Below are 22,651 nucleotides of genomic sequence, written 5' to 3' on the forward strand. Positions count from 1 at the left end.
GACGGCGCTGGTAGACAGGTCGGCACCGCTTGCCGTCGTCGCAGAGGAGGTCGGGCGTGGCCCGAGAGCTGGAAGCACTGCCGTTCGCCCGCTACCTGCGCCCGTTCGAGGGGGAACTCGCTGTCGAGGACGATCACGAATGCGTCCACGTGGACGGGCTCGAGTTCGAGAAGCCGCGCGCCGAGCACATCCGCTTCGGCGAATCCGCCTTCAGCGCGGTCACCTTCCAGCGCGGCAGCCTGCGCTACGGGCGCTTCACCGATGTGTGGCTGCGCAACGTGGCGTGGATCGGGACCGAACTGGCCGACACCGCGTGGCAGGACGTGGAGTTCGTGGACGGCGCGTTCTCGGGTGTCGACGCGGGTGGTGCCGTGCTGCGGCGGGTGCGCTTCGAGGGGTGCAAGTTCGACTACGTCAACTTCCGGTCGGCGAAGCTGCGCGACGTGACGTTCGCCGACTGCGTGGTGCGCAACGCCGACTTCGGCGAGGCCGACCTCACCTCAGTCACCTTCCCCGGCACGGCCCTGACGGATCTGGCACTCAGCCGCACCCGCATGCGCAAGGTCGATATGCGCGGCGCCGCCCGCGTCGGCATCGCCGAGGGCATCGACGGGATGCGCGGGGTCACCATCACCCCGCTCCAGCTGATGGATCTGGCGCCCACGTTCGCCGCCGCGCTGGGTATCAGCATCGCGGAGGAATGAGTCCACGGCCCCGCACGTCTACGCCGGGTGCGGCTCCGGAGAGCTGATCGCCGCCGCACCCGTACGAACCCAGGTGCGGAGCCCGCGCAGGCCACCCCACGAACACGTCGACAACCAGGTGCGGACCTGTAACCGCCCATCTATAGACAAGGGTGTTCGCAAAGCCTAGGGTCGCCGTATGACGAAGTTCGACGGGAAGCGCTGCCTGATCACCGGGGCGGCGAGCGGACTCGGCCGCAGCACCGCCTTCGCGGTGGCCGAGCGGGGTGGATCGCTGGTGCTCACCGATGTCGACGAGACCGGTCTGCGGCGCACCGCCGAGGAGTTGCGGGCCGCGGGCGCCACCGTGCACCTCGCCGAGGCGGCCGATGTGAGCGACCACGCGGCCGTCGTCGCGCTCGCGGCGAAGACGCACGCCGAGACCGGCAGCGTGGACGTGGTGATGAACGTGGCGGGCATCGCCACCTGGGGCAGCGTGGACCGGCTCAGCCACGAGCAGTGGCGGCGCACCGTGGACATCGATCTCATGGGACCGATCCACGTCATCGAGGAGTTCGTACCGCCCATGATCGCGGCGGGGCGCGGCGGGCACCTGGTGAACGTCTCCTCGGCCGCCGGCCTGTTCGGGCTGCCCTGGCACGCGCCCTACAGCGCGGGCAAGTTCGGGTTGCGCGGCGTCTCGGAGGTCCTGCGCTTCGACCTGCGCCGCCACGGCATCCGCGTGAGCCTGGTGTGCCCCGGGGCCATGTCGACGCCGATGGTGGACCGGGTCGACATCGCGGGCGTCGACCGGCAGGCCGAGGCCGTACAGCGAGGGATGCGGCTGTTCCTGCGCCACGCCGTCACCCCGGACCAGGCCGCGAAATTCGTTGTGCGCGGCGTGGAACGCAACCGGTACCTGGTGTACACCTCGCACGATGTGCGGCTCGGGCACTGGGCGCAGCGCTACTTCCCGCCCGGCTACACCGCCGCCATGCACGGCCTCAACTGGGCCATGCACCGCTACGTCGACGCGCCGGAGCGCCAGCGCGCGCACTGACCGGGCCGGGGGTTCCGGGAAGTTGCTGCGGGGCAGGCAAAGCGAGGTCGGCGAATGGGGGAGCGCATCCCAATCGGCTACCGTACTATCGCGTTCGGAACACCGGCCGGGCTGAAGAAGGGGGGACGGTGTGACACCTCGTCTCCCGGCGACCCTCCGCGACGGAGCGGCGCTGGCGCGCCGGTTCGCGCGCACCACCCCCGGCATCATCGCCGCACTCGCCCTCGCGCTCGTCGTGCTGTGCCTGTTCGCGGGATTCACCGGCGCGGGCCAGCTCGGCGGCAAGATCGAGCGCGGCGAGGAAGTGCTCACCCGCACCGAACCGCTCGCCGACGCGGCCCAGAATCTGTACGTCTCGCTGTCGGCGGCCGACGCCGCCGCGGCCGAGGCATTCCTCTCCGGCGGCGTCGAGTCGCCCGAGATCCGGGTCCGCTACCAGCAGGCCCTCGCCGACGCCGCCGACGCGCTGGCGCAGGCCACCACGGGCGCCGCCGACGAGCGCACCCGGCGCATCGTCGCGCGGATCAGCGCGGAGTTGCCCGCCTACACCGGCCTGGTGGAGGCGGCCCGCGCGAACAACCGGCAGGGCTTCCCGGTCGGCTCGGCCTATCTGCGGCAGGCCTCCGACGTCATGCAGAACTCGTTGCTGCGCAATGCCGAAGAGCTCAGCTCCGCCCGGTTCGCCGCGCTGCACGAGGATCAGCGGGCCATCGGCGCGCTGCCCTTCACCACCATCGCCGCGCAGTTGCTGGTGCTGGCCGCGCTCGGCGGCGGCTCGCTGGTGTTGCTGCGGCGGACCAATCGGCGGGTGAACACCGGACTCGTCGCCGCGGCCGCCGCCACGGGTGTCGCGCTGGTCTGGACGGTCGCCGCGACGGGTGTCGCGGGCGCCGCGCTCGGGGCGGGCCCGGGTGGTTCCGCCTCGGACTTCGAAACCCTCGCCGAGGCGCGGATTCTCGCGCAGCAGGCGCGCACGGCCGAGACCTTGCAGCTCATCACCCGGGGCGATATCGCCGCGAGCGAGGAGGCGTTCACCACGCACACCACCGCACTGCGGGATCGCGTCCACGCGGTCACCGGCGAGGATTCGGCCGCCGCGCAGCGGTTGCAGGGCTGGACCGAAGGGCACCGCTGGCAGCTCGCCGCCTACCAGTCCGCCGACTATCCGGCCGCCGTCACCCAGGCCATCGGCACCGGCCCGCAGACCTCGGCCACCCGCTTCGCCGAGCTGGACCGCACGCTCCGAGAAGACCTCCAGCGCGTGCGCAGCGATCTGCGCGGCGGTGTGGACGGCGCGGGTGACACGCTGACGCTCAGCCCGTCGGGCACGCTGCTGCTCATGCTGTTCGCGGCGGCCGCCGCCGTCGCGGGCCTATGGCCCCGGTTGAAGGAGTTCCTGTGAGACGACGGCTCGCGCCGATACTCTCGGCACTTCTGGCGGTGGGCGCCCTCGTCACCGGGTGCGGTGGCGACCGCGCCGTGCCGCAGACACCGCCCGCCGCGGCCGTGCACCCGGCTCCGCCCGAATTCGAAGAGCTCACCGCCGACGACGCGCAGGTCGATCAGCGGTGCGACACGGAGGCCACCGTCGCGCCCGGTCCGCTGCCCGCGCCGGGGGCGATGCCCGCCGGCTCGCGCATGGCCGAGATCGTGGCCAACGGGCGGGTGCGGGTCGGCGTGGACCAGAACACCTATATGTTCGGCTTCCGCAATCCCATCTCCGGGCGCATCGAGGGCTTCGACATCGACCTCGCGCGGGAGATCTCGCGGGCGCTGTTCGGCGACCCCGACCGCGTCGAACTGCGTTCGGTGACCGCGGCCGAACGCCTGCCCGCGCTGCGCGACGAACAGGTCGACCTCATCGTGCGCACCTTCTCGGCCACCTGCGACCGCCGCCGCGAAGCCGACTTCTCGGCCGTGTACTACCGTGCGGCGCAACGCATCCTGGCGCCGAAGGGTTCGGGCATACGGGCGGGCGCCGATCTGGCGGGCAAGCGGGTCTGCGTCACCAAAGGCACCACCGCGGCGGCCCCGCTGTTCGCGCTGCCCACCCCGCCCACCGTGTTCGGCGTGACCAACTGGACCGACTGCCTGGTGGCGTTGCAGCAGGGCCACGTGGACGCCGTGAGCGGTGACGATCCGATCCTGTACGGACTGGTCCAGCAGGACCGCAACCTCGAGGTCGTGGGGGAGCCGATCTGGACCGGCTCCTACGCCGTCGGCATGGCGAAGGACCAGACCGATCTGGTGCGTTTCGTGAACGCGGTGCTGGAGCGGATGCGCGCCGACGGCACCTGGCAGCGGCTCTACGACACCCACCTGGCCGCCCTCGGTCCCTCGCCCGGCCCGCCCGTACCCCGGTACACCGCGTGAGGCCGGCCGTCATGGAGCCGCTCACCCTCGCCGAGATCGACCGTGAGTTGGCCACGCGCACGGCGCAATTCGATACGATCACCGGCACGCTGCTGGAGTTGGACCGCCACCCCGGGCTGGGGCTGCTGCGCCGCTTCGGCCCCACGGGTTTCACCGAGCGCCGCTGGCGGCCGCTGAGCGCCGACCTGGACCTGATGTGGCAGGACCACGCGCGGCTGAACGCGATCCTCGACGCCGCCCGCACCGTGCGCGGCACCCGCGGCCGGCTCGACCTCGCCGAGCGCGCCGAGTTGACCAGGCTGTTGCGCGGGCGGCCGCACGAGGCGGCGCGGACGCCGATACCGCTGGGCGAACGGTCGCTGACCGGGCCGAGCGAGCAGGTGCTGTTCGTCGGCCTCGCCGACACCATCGACCGGATGCGGGCCACCTTCCCGCGCATCGCCGCCTTCCTCGACGAGGTCGCGGTCGCCGGCGACCGCGTGGTGGCCGGGCTCGCGCCGATGCAGCAGCGGCTCGAGCGGGTGGGCACGCGCACCCCCGAATTGCGTTCCCTCGCCGCGGAAGTGGACGAACTGCTGCGCCGGTCCGCGACCGACCCGCTCGCGGTGGCGGCGGACGGGATCGACGCACAGCTGATCGATCTGCGCGCGCGGCTCGAGGAATCGGCGCGGTCCGTGGCCGAACTCGAGGCGATCCTGGCCGACTGGGACGCCGCCGTCGCGCTGACCGAGGAACAACTGACCGCCCTGCGCGTCGCGACGGCCCACGCCGAGCGGGTGCGAGCCGAGGCCGAGGCCAAGGTCCACACGGCGCCGCTGCCCACCGTCACCGACGAGTCGGCCGCTCTCGCCGCCGCGCTGGCCGGGCTCGCCCGCGACCCCGAGGGCCTGCTCGCGCTGCGCGAGCACATCGACACCGCGCTCGGCGCGGCCGTGCGCGCCACCGACCTCGCGCAGGGCCTGCTGGACCGGCGCGCCGAACTGCGCGGGCGGCTCGACGCGTACCGCGTGAAGGCGGCCCGGCTCGGGATCGCCGAGGACCGCGACGTGATGGCGAGCCACCGCATCGCCGCCGGCCTGCTGGCGCGCAAACCATGCGATCTGGGGGCGGTCACCCGGGCCGTCACCGACTACCAACAGCTCATCGCGGAGAAATCGGGGAGGGGCTCATGATCTGCGCGGAACCGGGCTGCGGGGGTATGATCGAGGACGGCTACTGCGCCGTCTGCGGCACCGCGCCACCCGCCGCACCGCCGCCCGCTGCGGCGGCCGGTCCCGAGCGCTGCGGCGAACCCGGCTGTACGGGAACGATTTCCGACGGCTACTGCGACACGTGCGGCACCGCGCCCGCCGCCGCTTCGGCGGTGTCGGTGGCCACCAGGGCGTCGGGACGTTCGGTGCGCACGGGGCGTTCCACGTCGTCGTCCTCGAGCAGACGCGGCCGGCTCGGTGCCGGGCTGGTGGACGTGCCCCGGGTGCCGCGCATCCACCCGGCCTCGGCGGTCATGGCCGATCCGGTGGTGGCCGAGTCGAAGCGGTTCTGCGGCGCCTGCGCTCAGCCGGTGGGCCGCGGCCGCGACGGCGTGCCAGGCCGCGCCGAGGGCTTCTGTCCGAACTGCGGCACCCGATTCTCCTTCGCGCCCAAGCTGTCGCCCGGGGATCTGGTCGGCGGGCAGTACGAGGTGGTCGGCTGTCTCGCCCACGGCGGGCTCGGCTGGATCTACCTGGCCACCGACCGCAACGTCGGCTCCCGCTGGGTGGTGCTCAAGGGTCTGCTGAACTCCGGCGACCTGGACGCGATGGCCGCCGCCGTCGCCGAGAAGCGGTTCCTCGCCGAGGTCGAGCACCCGAACATCGTCAAGATCTTCAACTTCGTCGAGCACACGGGGGCCGACGGCGTCACCGTCGGCTACATCGTGATGGAGTTCGTCGGCGGCACCTCGCTCAAGCAGATCCTGCGCACCCGCCGCGACGCCGAGGGCGGCTATCTGCCCGTGCCGCAGGCCATCGCCTACGTGCTCGAGATCCTGCCCGCGCTGGGGCACCTGCATTCGCTGGGCCTGGCGTACTGCGATTTCAAGCCCGACAACGTGATGCAGACCGACGAGCAACTCAAGCTCATCGACCTGGGCGCCGTCATCGCGATGGACGACCAGGACAGCGCCATCTACGGCACGCTCGGCTACCAAGCGCCCGAGATCGCCACCACCGGGCCCACGGTGGCGACCGAGGTGTACACGGTGGGACGCACGCTCGCGGTGCTCATCATGCGGGTTCCCCAGGAGGACGGGCATTTCGGAGCGCTGCCCGGTCCGCAGGCCGAGCCGCTGCTCGCGCGCTACGACTCGCTGCACCGGTTCCTGCTGCGCGCCACCGACGCCGATGCCGAGGCCCGGTTCGCCTCCACCGAGGAGATGACCGACCAGCTCACCGGCGTGCTGCGCGAGGTCCTGGCCACCGACGACGCGGTGCCGCGCCCCGGGATGTCGGCCTACTTCGGCCCGCCCCGCACGGTTTTCGGCGTGGGGGTGGACGAGGCGGTCGCGCCGTCCGCGGTGGTCGCGGGTCTGCCGGTGCCGCTGGCCGACCCGTCCGACAGCGGCGCGCGCCTGCTGGCCACCACGGCCGCCGCGCCGCCCGCCGAGATGGAACGCGCCTTCGCCGACGGCCTGCGCGCGGTCGTCACCGGCGGCGGGGAGTCGATCGAGATCCCGCTGCGGTTGATCCGGGCCGCGCTCGAGACCGGCGACCCCGCCGACGCCGAACGGCGCATCGCCGAATTCGAGCGGACCGACCCCGGCGACTGGCGCCTGTCCTGGTATCGCGGCCAGGCCCGCCTGCTGACCCGCGACTTCCCCGGTGCCACCACGGAATTCGACGCCGTCTACGCCGCGCTGCCCGGCGAGGCCGCGCCGAAACTGGCGCTGGCCGTGGTCGCCGAACTCGCCGGTGATCGCGCGACGGCGGCCCGCTACTACGAGATGGTGTGGCGCACCGATCGCGGCTACCCCAGCGCCGCGTTCGGGCTGGCGCGGGTGCGCCGCGCGGCGGGCGACCGGGCGGGTGCCGTCGCGGCGCTCGATCAGGTGGACGCGACCTCGGCGCTGTACGTGGACGCGCGCCTGGCCGCCGTGGACGCGCTGCTCGCCGACCGCGATCCGGCGCAGGTCACCGAGGACGTGCTGCGCGAGGCGGGCGACCGGGTCGGGGCGCTGCGCCTGGACTCCAAACGCCGTGCGGCGCATGCCCGTTTGCGCGTGTTCGACGCCGCGCTGGCGTGGTTGTCGGGCGGCAACGTGCCCGCGCGGCACGCGCCGCTGCTGGGCGTGACCTTCGATCAGGACGGGGTACGCACCGGTTCGGAACGGTGCTACCGCGACCTGGCCCGCGAAACCGACGATATGTGGACCAGATTCGAGTTGGTCGACCGAGCCAACGCCATCCGCCCGAGGACCACCCTGTGAACCCCGAGCCCGCCCCCGACCCGAACCTGCCGACCGAACCGATCGTGAGAGCCGAGATGAACCCACCCGCGAGCGCCGCGCCGACCGTGCCCATGGACCCGGCGCGGGTAGCGCCGACGATGCCGATGCCCATCGTGACACCGGCGGCGCGGGCGGAGGGGCGGCGTTGCCCGGCGTGCGGGGCGGCGGTGAGCATCGCGCACCGGTTCTGCGAGGCATGCGGGCGGGAGTTGGGCGCGCGACGGGTCGCGCTGCCGCATCCGGAGACCGACCCCGTCGCCGACTGCGCCGCGTGCGGCGGGCGGTACGACGCCGACGGCTACTGCGCGGGCTGCGGCCAGCTCCGCGCGCCCCGCGACCGCTTCGAGGCCGATCTGGGCGCGGTGTGCCTGGTGACCGATCGCGGTATCGCCCACGCGCGCAACGAGGATTCGGTCGCGGCGGCGGTCGTGGACGGCGCCGAGGGCACCGAGGCCGTGGTCATCGTGGTGTGCGACGGCGTGTCCTCCTCGGAGGATCCGCAGGCCGCGTCCGGTACCGCGTCGCGGACCGGCGTGGACGCCGGACTCGCCGCGCTCGCCGACGGCCTGGACGCGCCCACCGCGGCGCTGGCGGGTCTGGCGGCCGCGGCGAAGGCGGTCGCCGCCATCGGCGGGCACGAGAGTCACGCGCCCTCGTGCACCTTCGTATCGGCCATCGTGCGCGGCTGCGACGCCGAGACCGTGGAGATCACCGTCGCCAATGTCGGTGACAGCCGGGCGTATTGGCTCGCCGCGCCGGGCACCCCCGGCTCGCCGCCCACCCGCCGCCTCACCGTCGACGACTCGTGGGCCCAGGCCCTGGTCGACGCGGGCGCGATGGACGAGGAGGCGGCGATGAAGGACCCGCGCGCCCACACCCTGCTGCGCTGGCTGGGCGCCGACTCCGGCGAACAGCCCTGGTCGGACAACAGCCTGCACACCTACCGGGTGCGCGGACCGGGTCTGCTGCTGCTGTGCAGCGACGGCCTCTGGAACTACCGCCCGGAGGCAGAAGGGCTGGCCGAACTGGCGGGCGCGGCCGATCCCATGGTCGCGGCCCGCGAACTCGTCGAGTTCGCCCTGCGCTGCGGCGGCGGTGACAACATCACCGTCGCGCTGGCGCCGATCACCTGAACCACCACGGGAGAGCACTGTGAATCCTGTTTCCGACAGCGGCATCTCGGTGACCGTCGACCAGAACGAGTACCTGGCCGACGGCGCCGACGTCGTGGACGCCGTCCTCACCGTGGAGACCGGCGCCGACTACGTGGCGGCCGGGCCCCCGCCGCAGCGGCTCGAGATCCTGATCATCGACTGTTCGGGATCCATGGGCAACGCGGGCAAGTTCGAGGGCGCCCGGCACGCGACCCTGGCCGCGATCGACGCGCTGCCCGACGGCACGCGCTTCGCGATCGTCGCGGGCACCTCCATGGGCCGGCTGGTGTTTCCCGCCGAGGTGCCCTCGGTCGTGGCCGACGCCAGCAGCCGGGCCGCGGCGCGCCGGGCGCTGGCGAAGCTGAAGCCCGACGGCGGTACCGCGATGGGCACCTGGCTGGGGTTGGCCCGCCAACTGGCGGCCAAGCACGAGGACACCATGGTGCACGCGATCCTGCTGACCGACGGCAAGAACGAGCACGAGTCGCCGGAGGCGCTGGCGGAGGAGATCGCGAAATCCGAGGGCGCGTTCACCTGCGACTGCCGCGGTGTGGGCACCGACTGGCGGGTGGGCGAGCTGCGCACCATCGCCGCCGCGCTGCACGGCACCGCCGATATCGTCGCCGATCCGGCGCATCTGGCCGCCGACTTCGCCGCCATGACCCACGACTCGCTGGCGAAAGCGATCCCCGAACTCACCCTGCGGGTGTGGACGCCGGCGGGCGCGGCGGTGCGGTTCGTCAAACAGGTCGCGCCCACGATCGAGGACCTCACGGGCCGACGCGCCGAGACGGGCCCGCAGGTGGGGGAGTACCCGCTCGGCGCGTGGGGCGCGGAGGACCGCGACTATCACCTCCAGGTGCGCCTGGAACCGGCCGCGCCCGGCCGGGAGAAGCTGGCGGCGCGGATCAGCGTGATCGCCGACGGCGAGGTGGTCGGGCAGGGCCTGGTCCGGGCGGTGTGGACCACCGAGACCGAGCTGTCGGCCCGCATCAGTGCCCGCGTCGCGCACTACACCGGGCAGGCCGAGCTGGCCGAGGCCGTGCAGTCGGGTCTGGCGGCGCGCAAGCGCGGCGATGTCGAGACCGCGACGGCGAAGCTGCGCCGGGCGGTGCAGCTGGCGGCCGAGTCCGGCAACGAGAGCACCGCGAAACTGTTGCGCGGCGTGGTCGAGGTGGACGAGCGCGACGGCACCGTGCGCTTGCGCTCCTCGGTCGCGGCGGCCGACGAGATGGCCCTCGACGTCCGGTCCACGAAGACCGCCCGGGTCCGCAAGGAGGCGTGATGCCCGCCTGCCCGGAAGGACACCGCTCCGACGCCACCGACTACTGCGACGTGTGCGGGGTGCCGATCGCCTCGGGCGCCCCGCCGGTGGCGTCGGCGCTCCCGCGCTGCCCGGCCTGCGGCGCGCCCGCCGACGGCCGCTTCTGCGAAGCGTGCGGCCACGACTCGGCCCTGCCCGCCCCGCCACCGCAGCGCCCCGTAGGCGCGGCAAGCACCGCACCGCCGCGCTCCGAGGGCACGACGAGCACTCCACCGCAATCCCGGAGCCCCGAGAGCGCGGAGGTCACGACCCCACCGTCCCGGCGCCTCGACGGGCCGGAGATCACCGCGCGGGCTTCCGCCGTCGCGTGGATCGCGATGATCGCCGCCGACCGCGGCTGCTACGAGCGGATGCTGGCCCGCGAGGGCCCCGACGCGCGCGCCATCGAGTTCCCCGCCTACTACCCGCCCCGCCGCATCACCCTGCGCGAAGGCGACACGCTGATCGGCAAACGCAGCGAATCCCAAGGCGTGCGACCGGATATCGATCTCGGCCTCGCCCCGGCCGACGCCGGCGTCTCGCGCACGCACGCGCTGCTGCACCTGAACTCCGCCGGGCTGACGGTCACCGATCTCGGCTCCACCAACGGCACCAGCCTCAACGACAGCGACGACCTCATCCCCGCCGACCGTCCCGTGCCGTTGCGCAGCGGCGACCGCATCCATGTCGGCGCCTGGACCACCATCACGGTCACCGCGGAATTCGGTTGAGCCCGCCGCGCGGCCTCTGCCACGATGCCCGCCGTGTCGGTCTACCTCCTCACCGGAATCCAGGCGTCGGGCAAGTCCACCGTCGCGCAGGCTCTCGCCGAACGGCTGCCGCGCTCCGCGCATGTGCGCGGTGACGCGTTCCGCAGGTTCGTCGTGAGCGGGCGGGCCGAGATGAGCGCCGAGCCTTCGCCGGAGGCGCTGGACCAGCTGCGGCTGCGGCACCGGCTGTCCGCGCAGGCCGCCGACGGATACGCCGAGGCCGGGTTCACCGCCGTCCTCCAGGACGTGGTGCTGGGTGAATTCCTGCCGTACCTGATCGATCAGATCCGCACCGACCCGCTGTATGTCGTGGTGCTCGCGCCGCGCCCCGACGCGGTGGCCGCGCGCGAGGCGGCCCGCGCCAAGGACGCGTACGGCGCGTTCACGGTGGCGGCGCTGGACGCGGTGCTGCGCGAGACCACCCCGCGGCTCGGATTGTGGCTCGACACTTCGGATCTCACGGTCGGCGAGACCGTCGAGGCGATCCTCGCCGATGCCCGTCCCCGCGCCCGCCCGCCGGTGTGACATCCGTCGCTCTCCGGCTCGGGTCCCCGGCGGTTTGCCCGGCGTGTCGCGCGGGTACGTGAAGGGGAGCCGGACATCCGGAGACAGACCAGGGCGCGAAGGAGGTCGTCATGAACGAGCAGCGGCGACCCGGCACCCGGAATCCGCTCGGCGGACCGGAGTATTCGCTGGCGCTGCATCGCGTGCGCGAGAGCGGGCCGCCGGGCGCGCTGCGGACCGAGCGCAACGCGCGCACCCGGGTCACCCGGGACCACAAGGTCATCCGGCGCTGGGCCGAACAGCGCGGCGCCCGGCCCGCCACCATGCCGGGCAGCGAGTACGACGGCCACCTCGGCGCGCTGCGCCTGGACTTCCCCGGCTACGGCGGCGCGGTGCTGCGCCACGTGAGCTGGGAGGAATGGTTCGCCACCTTCGACGCGCGCCGGTTGTGGTTCCGCTTCCAGGAGCACCGGCCCGACGGCTCGCCCAGCTACGTCAATCGGATCGAACGGGTCGTGGAGGACTGAACCGGGGTCGCCGCGGACGCGATGGAGAAGAATCGATCGGTGCGCCCGGACCGACCGGGCACGGAAGGGGAGTGATATGCGCGCGACAACCGCACTGACCACCCTCGCCGCCGGCGCGGCGGCCCTGACGCTGGCGGCGGGACCGGCCGCGGCGATCGCGGTGGACCAGATCCCGGGCGGCACCCGGGTGGAACTCAACCACGGCGAGGCGAGCGCCGTCGCCGACTGGAACCTCGGGCCCGCGATCGGCTCGCTGCCGCCGAACTACACCCCGCACGGCAAATACGTGCTGGGTCAGACGATCGCCGAGGGAGCACAGCAGGCGAAGGAGACGAACTCCCAGCTCAACCTGTACATCCTGGGGCCGGTCACCGCGCCGTCGGGTGTCGGCGTGTCGGTGGGGGATCCCGCCGCCGGGTGAGGCGATGTTTACGCGATCGTAAAGTGGGGTAACCGGTAGCTCGTCAAGCTGCACGAAGCGGACCGTCGCGTCGCCGGGGGTGTCTGCGACGTCCGTCGCGTCGCGCCGTTCCGCCCATCGGCAAGGGATGAGGTTGTGAGCGCGAATCTGATGATCGTGGACGACGACGCCGAGATTCGCGACGCGTTGCGCGTCGCGATGGAGGACGAAGGCTACGAGGTCTCCGAGGCCGGTGAGGCCGAGGACGCGCTGACCTACCTGCGCAGCAACGGCGCGCCGGACGTGATGATCGTGGACCTGATGCTCGGGGACATGGACGGCTTCGACTGCATCCGGGAGATCCGCCGCGACCACGATGTGCCGATCATCGTGATCAGCTCGCGCCACGACACCCACGACGTGGTGGCCGCGCTGGAAGCCGGCGCCGACGATTTCGTCAAGAAACCGTTCGAAATCAAGGAAGTATCCGCGCGAATGCGTGCGTTACGCCGTCGCGCGCGCCTGGCGGCCGAACGCGAGGAGCCCCGGGAAATGATTCTCGAGGCCGACGAGAATTCGCCGCTGATCCTCGATCGGGACGGCGGAGCGGTCCGCCGTGGTGATGAGGAAATTCGCCTCACTATAACAGAATTTCGGCTGCTCTGCGAACTCGCGGAAACTCCCGGGCGCGTGCTCAGCCGCTCTGTCCTGCTCGAACGGGTCTGGGACGACGGATTTTTCGGTGATGAACGCATCGTCGACGTCCATATGCGACGGCTTCGCACAAAAATCGAAAGAGATCCGTCGGACCCCGCCGTCGTGGTTACTGTGCGCGGCCTCGGATATCGTCTCGATGTGCAACGTTGATCACATTTTCCGAACCCACGTGATCTGTTCGTAATGCAACCGTAAAGAGTTCGACCGGTCCACCTCAACATTTGTTCGTAAGCCTGGATAAGTACTGCAGACTCGACCTGGGAGTTGTATGTCACTGCATACCTTGTCCACGGAGACGATCGAGCGCGGCGGCCCGCCGCGCGACGGGACCGGCACCCCGGTCCTGCGCGCGCCACGGCTGGACGACGCCGCCGCGATCTGGCGCATCGCCAAGGATTCGCGTGTGCTCGATACGAATTCGAGCTACGCCTACCTGCTGTGGTGTCGCGATTTCGCGGACACCACGGTGGTGGCCGAGGTGGACGGCAGTGTCGTCGGCTTCGTCATCGGATACCTCCGTCCGCAGGCGCCGCACACGCTGTTCGTGTGGCAGGTGGCCGTCTCGCACGCCGCGCGCGGGCGCGGCATCGGGACGGCGATGATCGAGTGGCTGCTCGACGCCCTGCCCGCGAGCACGCTCGAGACCACCGTCTCGCCCGACAACGCGGCATCGATCGCCATGTTCGACGCGGTCGCCCGCCATCGCGGCGCGCGGATGACCAAGCACCCCCTGTTCGATCCCGCCGTCTTCCCCGACGAGCACGCCGCCGAAGACCTCTACCGCATCGCGCCGATCGCACAGAAGTAAGGAGCTTCGAATGATCACCGCCGAAACCACCATTTTCGAGTCGCTCGAGTCCAACGTCCGCGGCTACTGCCGGGCCTGGCCCACCGTGTTCACCACGGCCAAGGGCGCCTGGCTGCGCGACGAGGAGGGCAAGGACTTCCTCGACTTCTTCGCGGGCGCCGGCTCGCTGAACTACGGGCACAACAACGACGTCCTCAAGCAGCCGCTGCTGGACTACATCGCCTCCGACGGCATCACCCACGGCCTGGACATGTCCACCGCCGCCAAGCGCAAGTTGCTCGAGACGATCCGCGACGTCGTGCTGGCCCCGCGCGGACTGGACTACAAGGTGCAGTTCCCCGGCCCGACCGGCGCCAACTCGGTCGAGGCCGCGCTCAAGCTGGCCCGCAAGGTGACGGGGCGCCAGACCATCCTGAGCTTCACCAACGCGTTCCACGGCATGTCGCTGGGCGCGCTGTCGGTCACCGGCAACGCGGCCAAGCGCGCGGGTGCGGGTGTGCCGCTGGTGCACGCCGCGCACATGCCCTACGACGGCTACTTCGACAACACCACCGCCGACTTCCAGTGGATGGAGCGGGTGCTCGACGACACGTCCTCGGGCTTCGACCGCCCGGCGGCCGTTATCGTGGAAACCGTGCAGGGTGAGGGCGGCGTCAACGTCGCGCGGGCCGAGTGGCTGCGCCACTTGGCCGACCTGTGCGCCGAGCGGGAGATCCTGCTGATCGTCGACGACGTGCAGATGGGCTGCGGGCGCACCGGGCCGTTCTTCTCGTTCGAGGTCGCGGGCATCACCCCCGACATCGTGACCCTGTCCAAGTCCATCGGCGGCTACGGCCTGCCTTTGGCGCTGGTGCTGTTCAAGGCCGAGCTGGACCAGTGGTCGCCCGGCGAGCACAACGGCACCTTCCGCGGCAACAACCCGGCGTTCGTCACCGCCCAGACCGCGCTAGAGCACTACTGGTCCGACGACACCCTGCAGAACTCGACCCGGTCCAAGGGCCTGCACGTCGCGCAGACCCTGGCCGAGGTGGCCGGGCACTTCCCGGGCCTGTCCACGCGCGGCCGCGGCCTGGTGCACGGCCTCGCGTTCGAGGATCCCTCGCAGGCGGGCAAGGTCTGCCAGGTCGCCTTCGAGCGCGGTCTGCTGGTGGAGACCTCCGGTTCCTCCGACGAGGTGGTGAAGTTGTTGCCGCCGTTGACGATCACCGACGACGAGCTCGACCACGGCCTGCAGATCCTGACCGGCGCGATCGACACGGTCTGCACCGGCTGGGGCCGCCTGCGCCAGGGCGTCGCGACCAAGGCGGGTGAGCGCGCGTGATCGTTCGTACCACCCAGGAGATCACCGGCACCGACCGCGACGTCGCGGGCACCGGCTGGCGCAGCAAGCGCATCGTGCTGGGCGGTGACGGCGTCGGGTTCTCCTTCCACGAGACCACCATCGACGCCGGGACCGTGCACGAGTTCCACTACCGCCACCACGTGGAGGCGGTGTGGCTGGTCGAGGGCGAGGGCACGCTCACCGATCTCGACAACGACGTCACCTACGAACTCGGGCCCGGTTCCATGTACCTGCTCGACGGGCACGAGCGGCACCGTCTCGAGGTGCGCGAGCGGATGCGCATGATGTGCGTGTTCAACCCGCCGGTCACCGGGCAGGAGGTCCACGACAGCAACGGCGTCTACCCGTTGGTCGCCGTGCCGAGCTGAAAGGAAATCCAGGGAAGTGGTGCTGCAAGCCATCGAACGCGAATCGGCCGAGCGCGTCGATCGGTACCCCACCCGCACCGCCGGGCGCGTGGCGCACATCGAGCGCCCCGACCCGGTGGTGTACGGGCGGATCGAATCCGAGGAACTGGCCACCTTCGACCGCGACGGGTTCGCGGTGCTGCCCGATCTGCTCGACGCCGGTGAGGTGACCGCCTTCGGCGCGGAGATCGACCGGCTGGCGGCCGACCCCGCGTTGGCCGAGGACGACCGCGTGATCACCGAGCGGGCGTCGGGGCGGGTGCGCTCGATCTTCGAGGTGCACAAACTGAGCCCGCTGGTCGCCGAGCTGGTGGGGCAGTCGCGCGCCGCGGGCCTGGCCCGCCAGGTGCTCGGATCCGAGGTGTACCTGCACCAGACCCGGATCAACTACATGCCCGGGTTCCGCGGGACGGGGTTCTACTGGCACTCCGACTTCGAGACCTGGCACGCGGAGGACGGGATGCCGACCCCGCGCGCGGTGAGCCTGTCGATCGCGCTGACCGACAACCACCCGTTCAACGGCAGCCTCATGGTGATGCCGGGTTCGCACCGCACGTTCGTGCCGTGCCAGGGCAGCACCCCCGCCGAGCACTACCGGGAGTCGTTGCAGGAGCAGGAGATCGGCGTGCCGACCACCGAGGACATCGAGGCCTTGGCGAATCGGTACGGGATCTCCCAGTTCACCGGCCGGGCCGGATCGGCGTTGCTGTTCGATTCGAATCTGATGCACGGTTCGGCGAACAACATCACGCCGTTCCCGCGCTCGAACGTCTTCCTGGTGTTCAACAGCGTCGAGAACACCCTCGAGGAGCCGTTCGCCGCCCCGGGGCCCCGGCCGACCTACATCGGCAGCCGGGACTTCACCCCGGTGTAGACCCGGGCGGTTTCGCAGCGCCGCACGTCCCTCGAGGGACGTGCGGCGCTGTCGGCCGACGGCGACCCGGGTCCGGGCCTGGTCGTAGCGCTGCGCGTCCGCACCGAACGACTCGGGGAGCGGCCGGGCCGTGTACGGCTGCGCGTCGACGGGGTCCGGTGGCGATCATCGGCGCGCGTCACCTTTCGCGACGAGCTGCGCGCGGCGACTTCGGCAAGCCGAGCCCGGCGGCGGTATGGCGATCCTCGTCGAGGCGACGACGGCAATCTCCACCTACCTGACCGATGAGAGGGAGAGGAGCATGCCGCCGCGCGTCGGCCGCCGGATCGCACGTGTTGTGCACGCTGGTCGGCCTTCGACGCGACGTGATCTTCCTGGACGCACCCGTGACCGGCAGACTACTCAACGCCCGCCGGGCCAACGGGCCGATCAGCGCGCGACGATCCGCTGCAACGCCGCGATGTCCTGCTCCAGCATCCGGAACAGCCAGTACACCCCCACGAACGCCAGCGCGCTGCCCACGCACAGCACGCGCAGCGCCACGATCACCGACGGAATGTCCTCGGCGGGAATGAACGTCGCGCCCGCCACGCCCAGCAGCGGGACGGCGGCGGCGATCGCTAGGAACCAGGTGCTGCGGCGGTCGAGTTCGTCGAGTTGTTCGGCGTCCTCGCGGCCGAGCCCGCCGTGCGGCAGGAACATCGGATACAGGCTGCGCACCGCGTAGAAGCTCACCAGGAAGTACGGGTAGGCCATGGCGATGCCGCCGCACACGATCTGGGTGACGAAGAAGTGCACGTAGGCGTCGGGTTCCAGACGATTGCCCGACACCTGCACGGTCACCGGCACCACCACGCCCGCCAGCGCCCACAATCCGAAGCAGGTCAGCACATTTCGCTGCGCGAGGCGCAACGTGTCGGAGCGGGCCCGCGCCAGGCGTTCGGCGTCGTAGGTGCGGCCCTTGTGCAGGCCGTAGGCGATCGGCAGCAGCCCGGCCAGCAGCACGTTGGTGACGATGAAGCCCACCAGGAAGCACAAGCCGTAGGTGTTGAGCGCGATCTGATCGAACTGCGTCTGCGCCTCGCTGTCGAGCTTGTCGATGATGAGGCTGCGATTGTGGTTGTAGCTGTAGAGGATGGCCAGCGCGTTCGGGATGCCGATGGCCAGCCCGACGATCGGCAGCATGAGCAGCCGGGAGCGGCGCCGCCAGCTGCGCTCGGGCGGGTCGACCAGGTCGCGGGCGTGCGCGTCGAGCACCACGTCGAGCTGCTGGGCCATATCCGCGCCGGTGGCCCAGCGGCCGTCGGGGTCGGGGTCGAGCGCGCGCGCCAGGGCGCGGCGCAGCGCCTCGGGACAGTCGGGCGGCAGATCGCCGTAGGGCAGTGCATCGGGGCCCGCCGCGCGCCGGTCCAGCATCCCGTCCAGGGTGGTGCGGTCGCCGCCGCTCACGGCGTCGTCGCCGAACGGTTTGCGCCCGGTGAGCAGCTCCCACAGCATCACGGCCAGCGAGTACAGATCGCTGCGGGTGTCGAGGTCGGCGGCGGTGGCCGGGCGATCCGGGTGCACGGCCGACAGCTGCTCGGGGGACATGTAGGCCAGCGAACCGCCGAAGTACGCGACCGGGCTGTCCCCGGACACGTTGCCGCTGAAGCTGATATTGAAATCGGCCAGCTTGGGGACGCCGTCGGCGGTGAGCAGGACATTGGCCGGTTTGATGTCGCGGTGCAGCACGCCGCGGCGGCCCGCGTAGTCCAAGGCTTCGGCCAGCCTGCGGCCCAGCCACGCGACCGTCTCCGGCCACGACAGCTCGGCCAGCTCCGCCCGCACCGGGGACTCGCTCGGCCGGATCTCGCCCTTGGCCGCCAGCACGGCGTCCACCACGTCCAGCAGCAGCGCGCCGTCGCGTTCGGCGGGCGGGGTGGCGCGCACCTGTTCCAGCACGGAGAACAGCGTCCCGCCGGGCACGTACTGCATATAGAGCAGGCGCAGGCGCCGCGAGGGCAGCACCCGCTGGTCGAAGACCCGCACGATGTACTCGTGGTCGAGCTGGGCCAGCGTTTGCGGTTCGGTGCCCTTGTCCTGGGAGATCTTCACGGCGACCAGTCGCTGCATGGACCGCTGCCGGGCCAGGAAGACGCGCGCGAACGCACCGCGGCCCAGGCTGGTCATGAGGTCGAAATCGTCGATGCGCTGGCCGACGTCGATGTCGTCGAGCCGGACCGGTTCGGTGGCGGCGGCCATCATCGTGCTGTGGTAGTCGCCGGTCGCCAGCATCTGCGAAAGCTCTTGCGCCTGCGCCGGATACGCGGCGGTGTACTCGCCGACGTCGACCGAGTTCCCGGCCTGCCTGCGCACGTGGAACTCCTCGTAGATGAGATCCGGTGGCAACGGCCAGGTGCTCAGCTCCGGCAGCTCCTCCACGTATTCGGCTAGGCGTTTCGGTTCGGCGTCGCGCGACCACCGGTTGGCCAGGTCCACCTTGATCAGCTCGATCAGCGACACGCGGCGGATGGCGGGGGAGTCGGGGAGGAAGGCGGGCAGGTCGGGCGGGGTGCGCGCCTCCCGCCACGCTTCCACGAAGCGGGCGACCACCTCCGCGACCCCGGTACCGCGTCCCGCGACCGGCGACGTGCCCGCTCCGACCGTCGCCCCCGGAACCGGTGCGGGGTGCGCCATCTGCGCATCGTAACGCCGCCCGACCCGCGCGACCGGCACATTCCGCGCGAAGATCAGCGATCGAGGGGCAAAACCGACCGTCAGGTCAGATGAGCGCGCGGTAGAGCGTGAGCCACCGGTCCGGGTCGACGAAGCCCACCGGCTCGTCGGGCGCGACCCCGGCGAACGCGCACGCCCGGCGCACCAGGCGCGGCGGGAAACGGGTGCGCAACGACGCCGCCAGCGAGCCGCCGACACCCGAGAAGCCCAGTTCTACCAGGGCGCGGTAGTCGCGATCGGCGCGCGCGGGGAGCAGCGGTTCGCCGCGCCTGCGCAGGTGCAGCACGGCCGAGTCTACCTGGGGGACCGGGCGGAATCGCGTGCGGTCGACCCGGGGGCCGAGCGCGAACTCGGTGCGCGGCCAGTGGGTGACGGTGAGTTTGGACCAGCGGCCGTAGTCCCCGGTCTGTTTGCGGGCGAACTCGAGCTGGGTGAGCAGCGTCGCCGAGGTCATCGTCGGTGCGGCCAGGCACCAGCGCACGATGTCGGTGGTGCTGCCGTACGGGATGTTGGCGACCACGGCGAACGGTTCGCCCGGCGGGCGCACGGTGCGGAAGTCGGCCTGGTGGACACTCACCCGGGCGTCACCGGTGTAGCGGCGGCGCAGTCGTTGCGCGTAGCGCGGGTCGAGTTCGTAGGCGAGCACGCGGCGGGCGGTCGCGGCCAGTTGGCGGGTGAGGATGCCGTCGCCGGGACCGATCTCGAGCACGAGATCGTCGGCGCCGACCCCGGACGAGCGCACCAGCAGGTGGGCGGCGCCGGCGTCGGCGAGGAAGTTCTGGCTCAAGCGTTTGCGTGTGCTGACCGAGGGCCTGCGGGCGTCGCGGGCGCGCGGCAGGGACCGTGAGCGGGACATGGGTGTCCTCCGGAGGGTGGGGTCGAATCGGCAGGTTCGATTCGCCCGGACCCGTACCGGGGCAGCACAACTCGACCGCGCGGAGGCGGTCGGCGTCAGGCGCGTGGAGCGCCGGGGATCCCGATCAGCGGTGTCGGGAGACGCAGCGGTGCGGTGCGCAGGCCGAGCCCGAGCCTTCCGCACGCAGCCGGATGAAATAAGTGGCCGCGTACGCCGCGACCATGTTTGTCACTGCCACGCCGGTCACCGTACCCACGAGCGCCCGGGCCACCGCAACCGATTTTTTCCGGCGCGGGTAAGGGGAAGCGCCGCTCAGCCCGGCTGACCGGCCTCCCCGGCCCGCGCCTCGACCGCGCGGGTGCGCCAGGTGCGCGCCTCGGCGTGGTCACCGTGCCGGTCCAACAGGTCGGCCAGTCCCGACATCGCGCGCACATCGCGCAACTCCGCTGACGTGCGCCACCACTGTTCGGCCTCCCGCACCGCACCGCGCCGCAGCAGCACCACGCCGAGGTCGTACCCGGCCCCGGCATGCCCCGCCTGCGCCGCCTGCGCCCACAACTCACACGCCTGCTCCTCCTCACCGCGCCCGAACATGGCGACACCGAGTTCGTAGAGGGCGTTGCGATAGCCGTGCTCAGCGGCACGCCCGGTGCCTGCCTCGGGTCGAGGCGAGGGTGTACTCGGCTCGGAGACGGTGGGCTCCGAGGGGCGACTCACCGACGCCGGAACCTGGGATGGCGTATGACTCTGCGGCGCAGGCGAATTCGATGGTGTGGCACCTTCGGGCACGGTCGGCTCCGGCAGCGGAACGTGGTTGCTCGCCGGCGTCCGCGCGGGCTGCGATACCGGGGCGAGCGCCGCATCTGATGTGTGGGGCGGGGTGTGAGTGGTCGTATGTGATGTGGGCTGCGCGGGAGTCGCGCCCGGCGGTTCTTGCGGGGCGTGGGCGGTCGGAGCGGGTGTGGGCGGCGCGAAAGCCGGGCTCGTCGGTTGCGAGCCGGTGGTGTTGGTCGGTGGTGCAGAGAGTGGAGTCGCGCCCGACGGACGTGACGTGCCCTGGTCACCCGAGGGCGGCGGTGGGACCTGCGCACTCGGGGGAGTCTGTGCGGTCTGAGGTGCCGAAAGACGAGTTGGGGGCTCGGACGTGACAGGCCGGAGCAGCCGAGCGGGGGATTCGTCCCGTCCGTCCACCGGGCGAACCGGCGGGGACATATCCGCCGGACGGGGTGGAGCACCGCGATCCGACAACCACTCCGGTGGTGCCTCCTCTCCGCGCTGCGCCGTGGGATCCGGCCCGTCCGAGTCGGCACTCGGCTCGACCTGTTTCGGCAGACCGCTCGGCGTGGTGACCGGTTCCGCAACGGGCGCAGGCAGTTCCGGCGCTGCGGCGATCACGCCGGCCTCCCACACCGGCGATGGCTTGTCTACGGTGCTGTCCGCTTCGGGGTGCGGCCGGGCCGGAGCCGCCTCATCCACAATGCCGCCTGCGCCGAGACGCAGCCAGGCCGGTTCGCCTACGGTGTCGCCTGCGTCGGCAAGCGGTCGCACCGGCACGGGCGCATCGAGTGCGACGGCCCGGTCCCCATGGGACCGCTGGGCGAACGCCTCGGCGATCTGTTCCGGCGAGGGCGGCGCCGGAAGGCGCGGCGGCGGTTCGACTCTGCTCGCGGCGGGCCGCTCGGGCGCGGACATTTCCGGCCCAGAAATCTCCGGTGCGGGGGCAGGCCGCAGCGCGGTGGTCGTTGGCACCGGCGGGGCCGGTTCCGGCGCGTGGGGCGGCGCCTTCGTGATCGTCTGGATCGGAGCGGTGGCCGCGCTCGAATCAATTTGCGGCGCAGCGCTATCCGGTTCGGCGGGCCGGGCGGCGGGCTCCACGACCGGAGCACTCCACTCCACCACGGCGCGAGTCGGCGTCCAGCTCGTGATGGGTTCGGGCGTGTACGTCGGCAGCGGCTTCTCGGCCTCCGGTTCGACAGGGTCGAGGCTCGAATACTTGGCGCGCGCGGCACTTTCCGGCGCGTCCGTCCGGATCACGCCGGGCGTCGCGGGCAGTGCACTGCCGGGCGCGGGCGGCACGGGCACGATCTCGTCCCCGGCGTCGGTCGCCACGCCGACGACGAGGTTGGCGAAGTTCGGCGGTCCCTCCCCGACGCTGCACCACAGCGCGATGCGCCCGTCGGGCGTGTCCTCGATGAGGATGCCGTAATTGCCCGTCCACGAACGATGGACGCCGGTGCGGTCCACCCAGACCGGCGTGAGGGTGAACATGGCGCCTGGCCCGGTGGGCGTGAGTTCGACGGTGATGCCGCGCACGAGCGCGTCGCTCCACACGTCGACACCGGGGAGCCTGCGGCCGTCGATCTCGATGTAGCCCTCGGCCACCGAGAGCCCGATGCCGTGCCCGCGCAGCCCGGCGGGCGGTGCGGCGGAGAGGAGCGTCATGCCGAGCAGAATCGGTGCGGGACCGAACTGTTCGGTGTACATGGGGTAGACCATGCTGCCGTTCCACCGGATGGGGTCGGCGCTGGTGTAGCGGTCGGAGAGGGGGATGTCGGCCGAATTCCTGTTCTGCCAGGGAGAATACGGCTCTTTCATATGTCGGGGTCCCGCCTTTCCGCCGGATGCTCGTCACCCACGTCTGCGCTCTGCGGCGGGCTATACCGTACTAGCCGCG

20 protein-coding genes are annotated in these 22,651 nt (G+C 71.7%); 17 read left to right on the forward strand and 3 right to left on the reverse strand.

Annotated features, from left to right (window positions below; genetic code table 11):
- The first annotated feature begins 56 nt into the window (after positions 1 to 56).
- The 17 genes from OHB21_RS29245 (at position 57) to thpD (ending at position 16,406) form a co-directional block, all read left to right on the forward strand.
- Positions 57 to 704: a pentapeptide repeat-containing protein gene (locus OHB21_RS29245; protein ID WP_195124248.1), complete on the forward strand. Its 648-nt coding sequence runs from the start codon at positions 57 to 59 to the stop codon at positions 702 to 704.
- A 178-nt stretch (positions 705 to 882) separates the two neighbouring features.
- Positions 883 to 1,743 carry an SDR family oxidoreductase gene (locus OHB21_RS29250; RefSeq protein WP_195124249.1) on the forward strand — a complete coding sequence of 287 codons (861 nt, stop codon included), beginning with the start codon at positions 883 to 885 and terminating at the stop codon, positions 1,741 to 1,743.
- 130 nt (positions 1,744 to 1,873) lie between these two features.
- Entirely contained in the window at positions 1,874 to 3,145 is a 1,272-nt protein-coding gene (locus OHB21_RS29255) for a hypothetical protein (protein WP_232331575.1), read from the forward strand.
- Positions 3,142 to 4,116 carry a glutamate ABC transporter substrate-binding protein gene (locus tag OHB21_RS29260; RefSeq protein WP_067501489.1) on the forward strand — a complete coding sequence of 325 codons (975 nt, stop codon included), beginning with the start codon at positions 3,142 to 3,144 and terminating at the stop codon, positions 4,114 to 4,116. Before OHB21_RS29255 ends, OHB21_RS29260 begins: the two co-directional genes overlap by 4 nt.
- An 11-nt stretch (positions 4,117 to 4,127) precedes the next feature.
- Positions 4,128 to 5,288 (forward strand): hypothetical protein, encoded by a 1,161-nt coding sequence (locus tag OHB21_RS29265; RefSeq protein WP_195124250.1) that lies wholly within the window; start codon positions 4,128 to 4,130, stop codon positions 5,286 to 5,288.
- A 26-nt stretch (positions 5,289 to 5,314) separates the two neighbouring features.
- Complete coding sequence (locus tag OHB21_RS29270; protein ID WP_228788645.1) at positions 5,315 to 7,579, forward strand: serine/threonine-protein kinase; 2,265 nt, start codon at positions 5,315 to 5,317, stop codon at positions 7,577 to 7,579.
- The gene (locus OHB21_RS29275) at positions 7,576 to 8,733 is read left to right on the forward strand and encodes a phosphatase (protein ID WP_113975005.1); all 1,158 of its coding nucleotides are present in this window, start codon (positions 7,576 to 7,578) and stop codon (positions 8,731 to 8,733) included. Before OHB21_RS29270 ends, OHB21_RS29275 begins: the two co-directional genes overlap by 4 nt.
- Positions 8,734 to 8,752: 19 nt before the next feature.
- Positions 8,753 to 10,039, forward strand: a complete 1,287-nt coding sequence (locus tag OHB21_RS29280; protein ID WP_067501481.1) for a vWA domain-containing protein — start codon at positions 8,753 to 8,755, stop codon at positions 10,037 to 10,039.
- The gene (locus OHB21_RS29285; protein WP_067501478.1) at positions 10,039 to 10,788 is read left to right on the forward strand and encodes an FHA domain-containing protein; all 750 of its coding nucleotides are present in this window, start codon (positions 10,039 to 10,041) and stop codon (positions 10,786 to 10,788) included. The genes OHB21_RS29280 and OHB21_RS29285 overlap by 1 nt, the downstream gene beginning before the upstream one ends.
- Before the next feature lie 24 nt (positions 10,789 to 10,812).
- Positions 10,813 to 11,352, forward strand: a complete 540-nt coding sequence (locus tag OHB21_RS29290) for an AAA family ATPase (protein ID WP_067501475.1) — start codon at positions 10,813 to 10,815, stop codon at positions 11,350 to 11,352.
- Between the two features lie 110 nt (positions 11,353 to 11,462).
- The gene (locus OHB21_RS29295; RefSeq protein WP_067501472.1) at positions 11,463 to 11,858 is read left to right on the forward strand and encodes a hypothetical protein; all 396 of its coding nucleotides are present in this window, start codon (positions 11,463 to 11,465) and stop codon (positions 11,856 to 11,858) included.
- A gap of 76 nt (positions 11,859 to 11,934) precedes the next feature.
- Positions 11,935 to 12,279, forward strand: coding sequence for a hypothetical protein (locus tag OHB21_RS29300; RefSeq protein ID WP_067501469.1), 345 nt, complete (start codon positions 11,935 to 11,937; stop codon positions 12,277 to 12,279).
- Between the two features lie 135 nt (positions 12,280 to 12,414).
- A complete protein-coding gene (locus tag OHB21_RS29305) occupies positions 12,415 to 13,125 on the forward strand; it encodes a response regulator transcription factor (protein ID WP_067501467.1) in 711 nt (236 codons plus the stop codon).
- A gap of 118 nt (positions 13,126 to 13,243) precedes the next feature.
- Positions 13,244 to 13,783, forward strand: a complete 540-nt coding sequence (gene ectA, locus OHB21_RS29310; protein WP_195124252.1) for a diaminobutyrate acetyltransferase — start codon at positions 13,244 to 13,246, stop codon at positions 13,781 to 13,783.
- Between the two features lie 10 nt (positions 13,784 to 13,793).
- The gene (gene ectB / locus OHB21_RS29315) at positions 13,794 to 15,104 is read left to right on the forward strand and encodes a diaminobutyrate--2-oxoglutarate transaminase (RefSeq protein ID WP_195124253.1); all 1,311 of its coding nucleotides are present in this window, start codon (positions 13,794 to 13,796) and stop codon (positions 15,102 to 15,104) included.
- Positions 15,101 to 15,493 carry an ectoine synthase gene (locus tag OHB21_RS29320; protein ID WP_067501461.1) on the forward strand — a complete coding sequence of 131 codons (393 nt, stop codon included), beginning with the start codon at positions 15,101 to 15,103 and terminating at the stop codon, positions 15,491 to 15,493. The genes ectB and OHB21_RS29320 overlap by 4 nt, the downstream gene beginning before the upstream one ends.
- A 19-nt stretch (positions 15,494 to 15,512) precedes the next feature.
- Entirely contained in the window at positions 15,513 to 16,406 is an 894-nt protein-coding gene (gene thpD, locus OHB21_RS29325) for an ectoine hydroxylase (protein WP_407675264.1), read from the forward strand.
- 429 nt (positions 16,407 to 16,835) lie between these two features.
- Here thpD and OHB21_RS29330 read toward each other — a convergent pair whose 3' ends face one another.
- From OHB21_RS29330 to OHB21_RS29340, 3 genes are all read right to left on the reverse strand, one after another.
- Positions 16,836 to 19,082 carry a serine/threonine-protein kinase gene (locus OHB21_RS29330; RefSeq protein ID WP_067502088.1) on the reverse strand — a complete coding sequence of 749 codons (2,247 nt, stop codon included), beginning with the start codon at positions 19,080 to 19,082 and terminating at the stop codon, positions 16,836 to 16,838.
- Between the two features lie 85 nt (positions 19,083 to 19,167).
- Positions 19,168 to 19,977, reverse strand: coding sequence for an ErmE/ErmH/ErmO/ErmR family 23S rRNA (adenine(2058)-N(6))-methyltransferase (gene erm / locus OHB21_RS29335; RefSeq protein WP_195124254.1), 810 nt, complete (start codon positions 19,975 to 19,977; stop codon positions 19,168 to 19,170).
- A gap of 312 nt (positions 19,978 to 20,289) precedes the next feature.
- Entirely contained in the window at positions 20,290 to 22,572 is a 2,283-nt protein-coding gene (locus tag OHB21_RS29340) for a hypothetical protein (protein ID WP_195124255.1), read from the reverse strand.
- Positions 22,573 to 22,651: the final 79 nt, after the last annotated feature.

It is taken from the genome of Nocardia puris, assembly GCF_036051655.1.
In the GTDB taxonomy this organism is placed as follows: Bacteria; Actinomycetota; Actinomycetes; order Mycobacteriales; family Mycobacteriaceae; genus Nocardia; species Nocardia puris.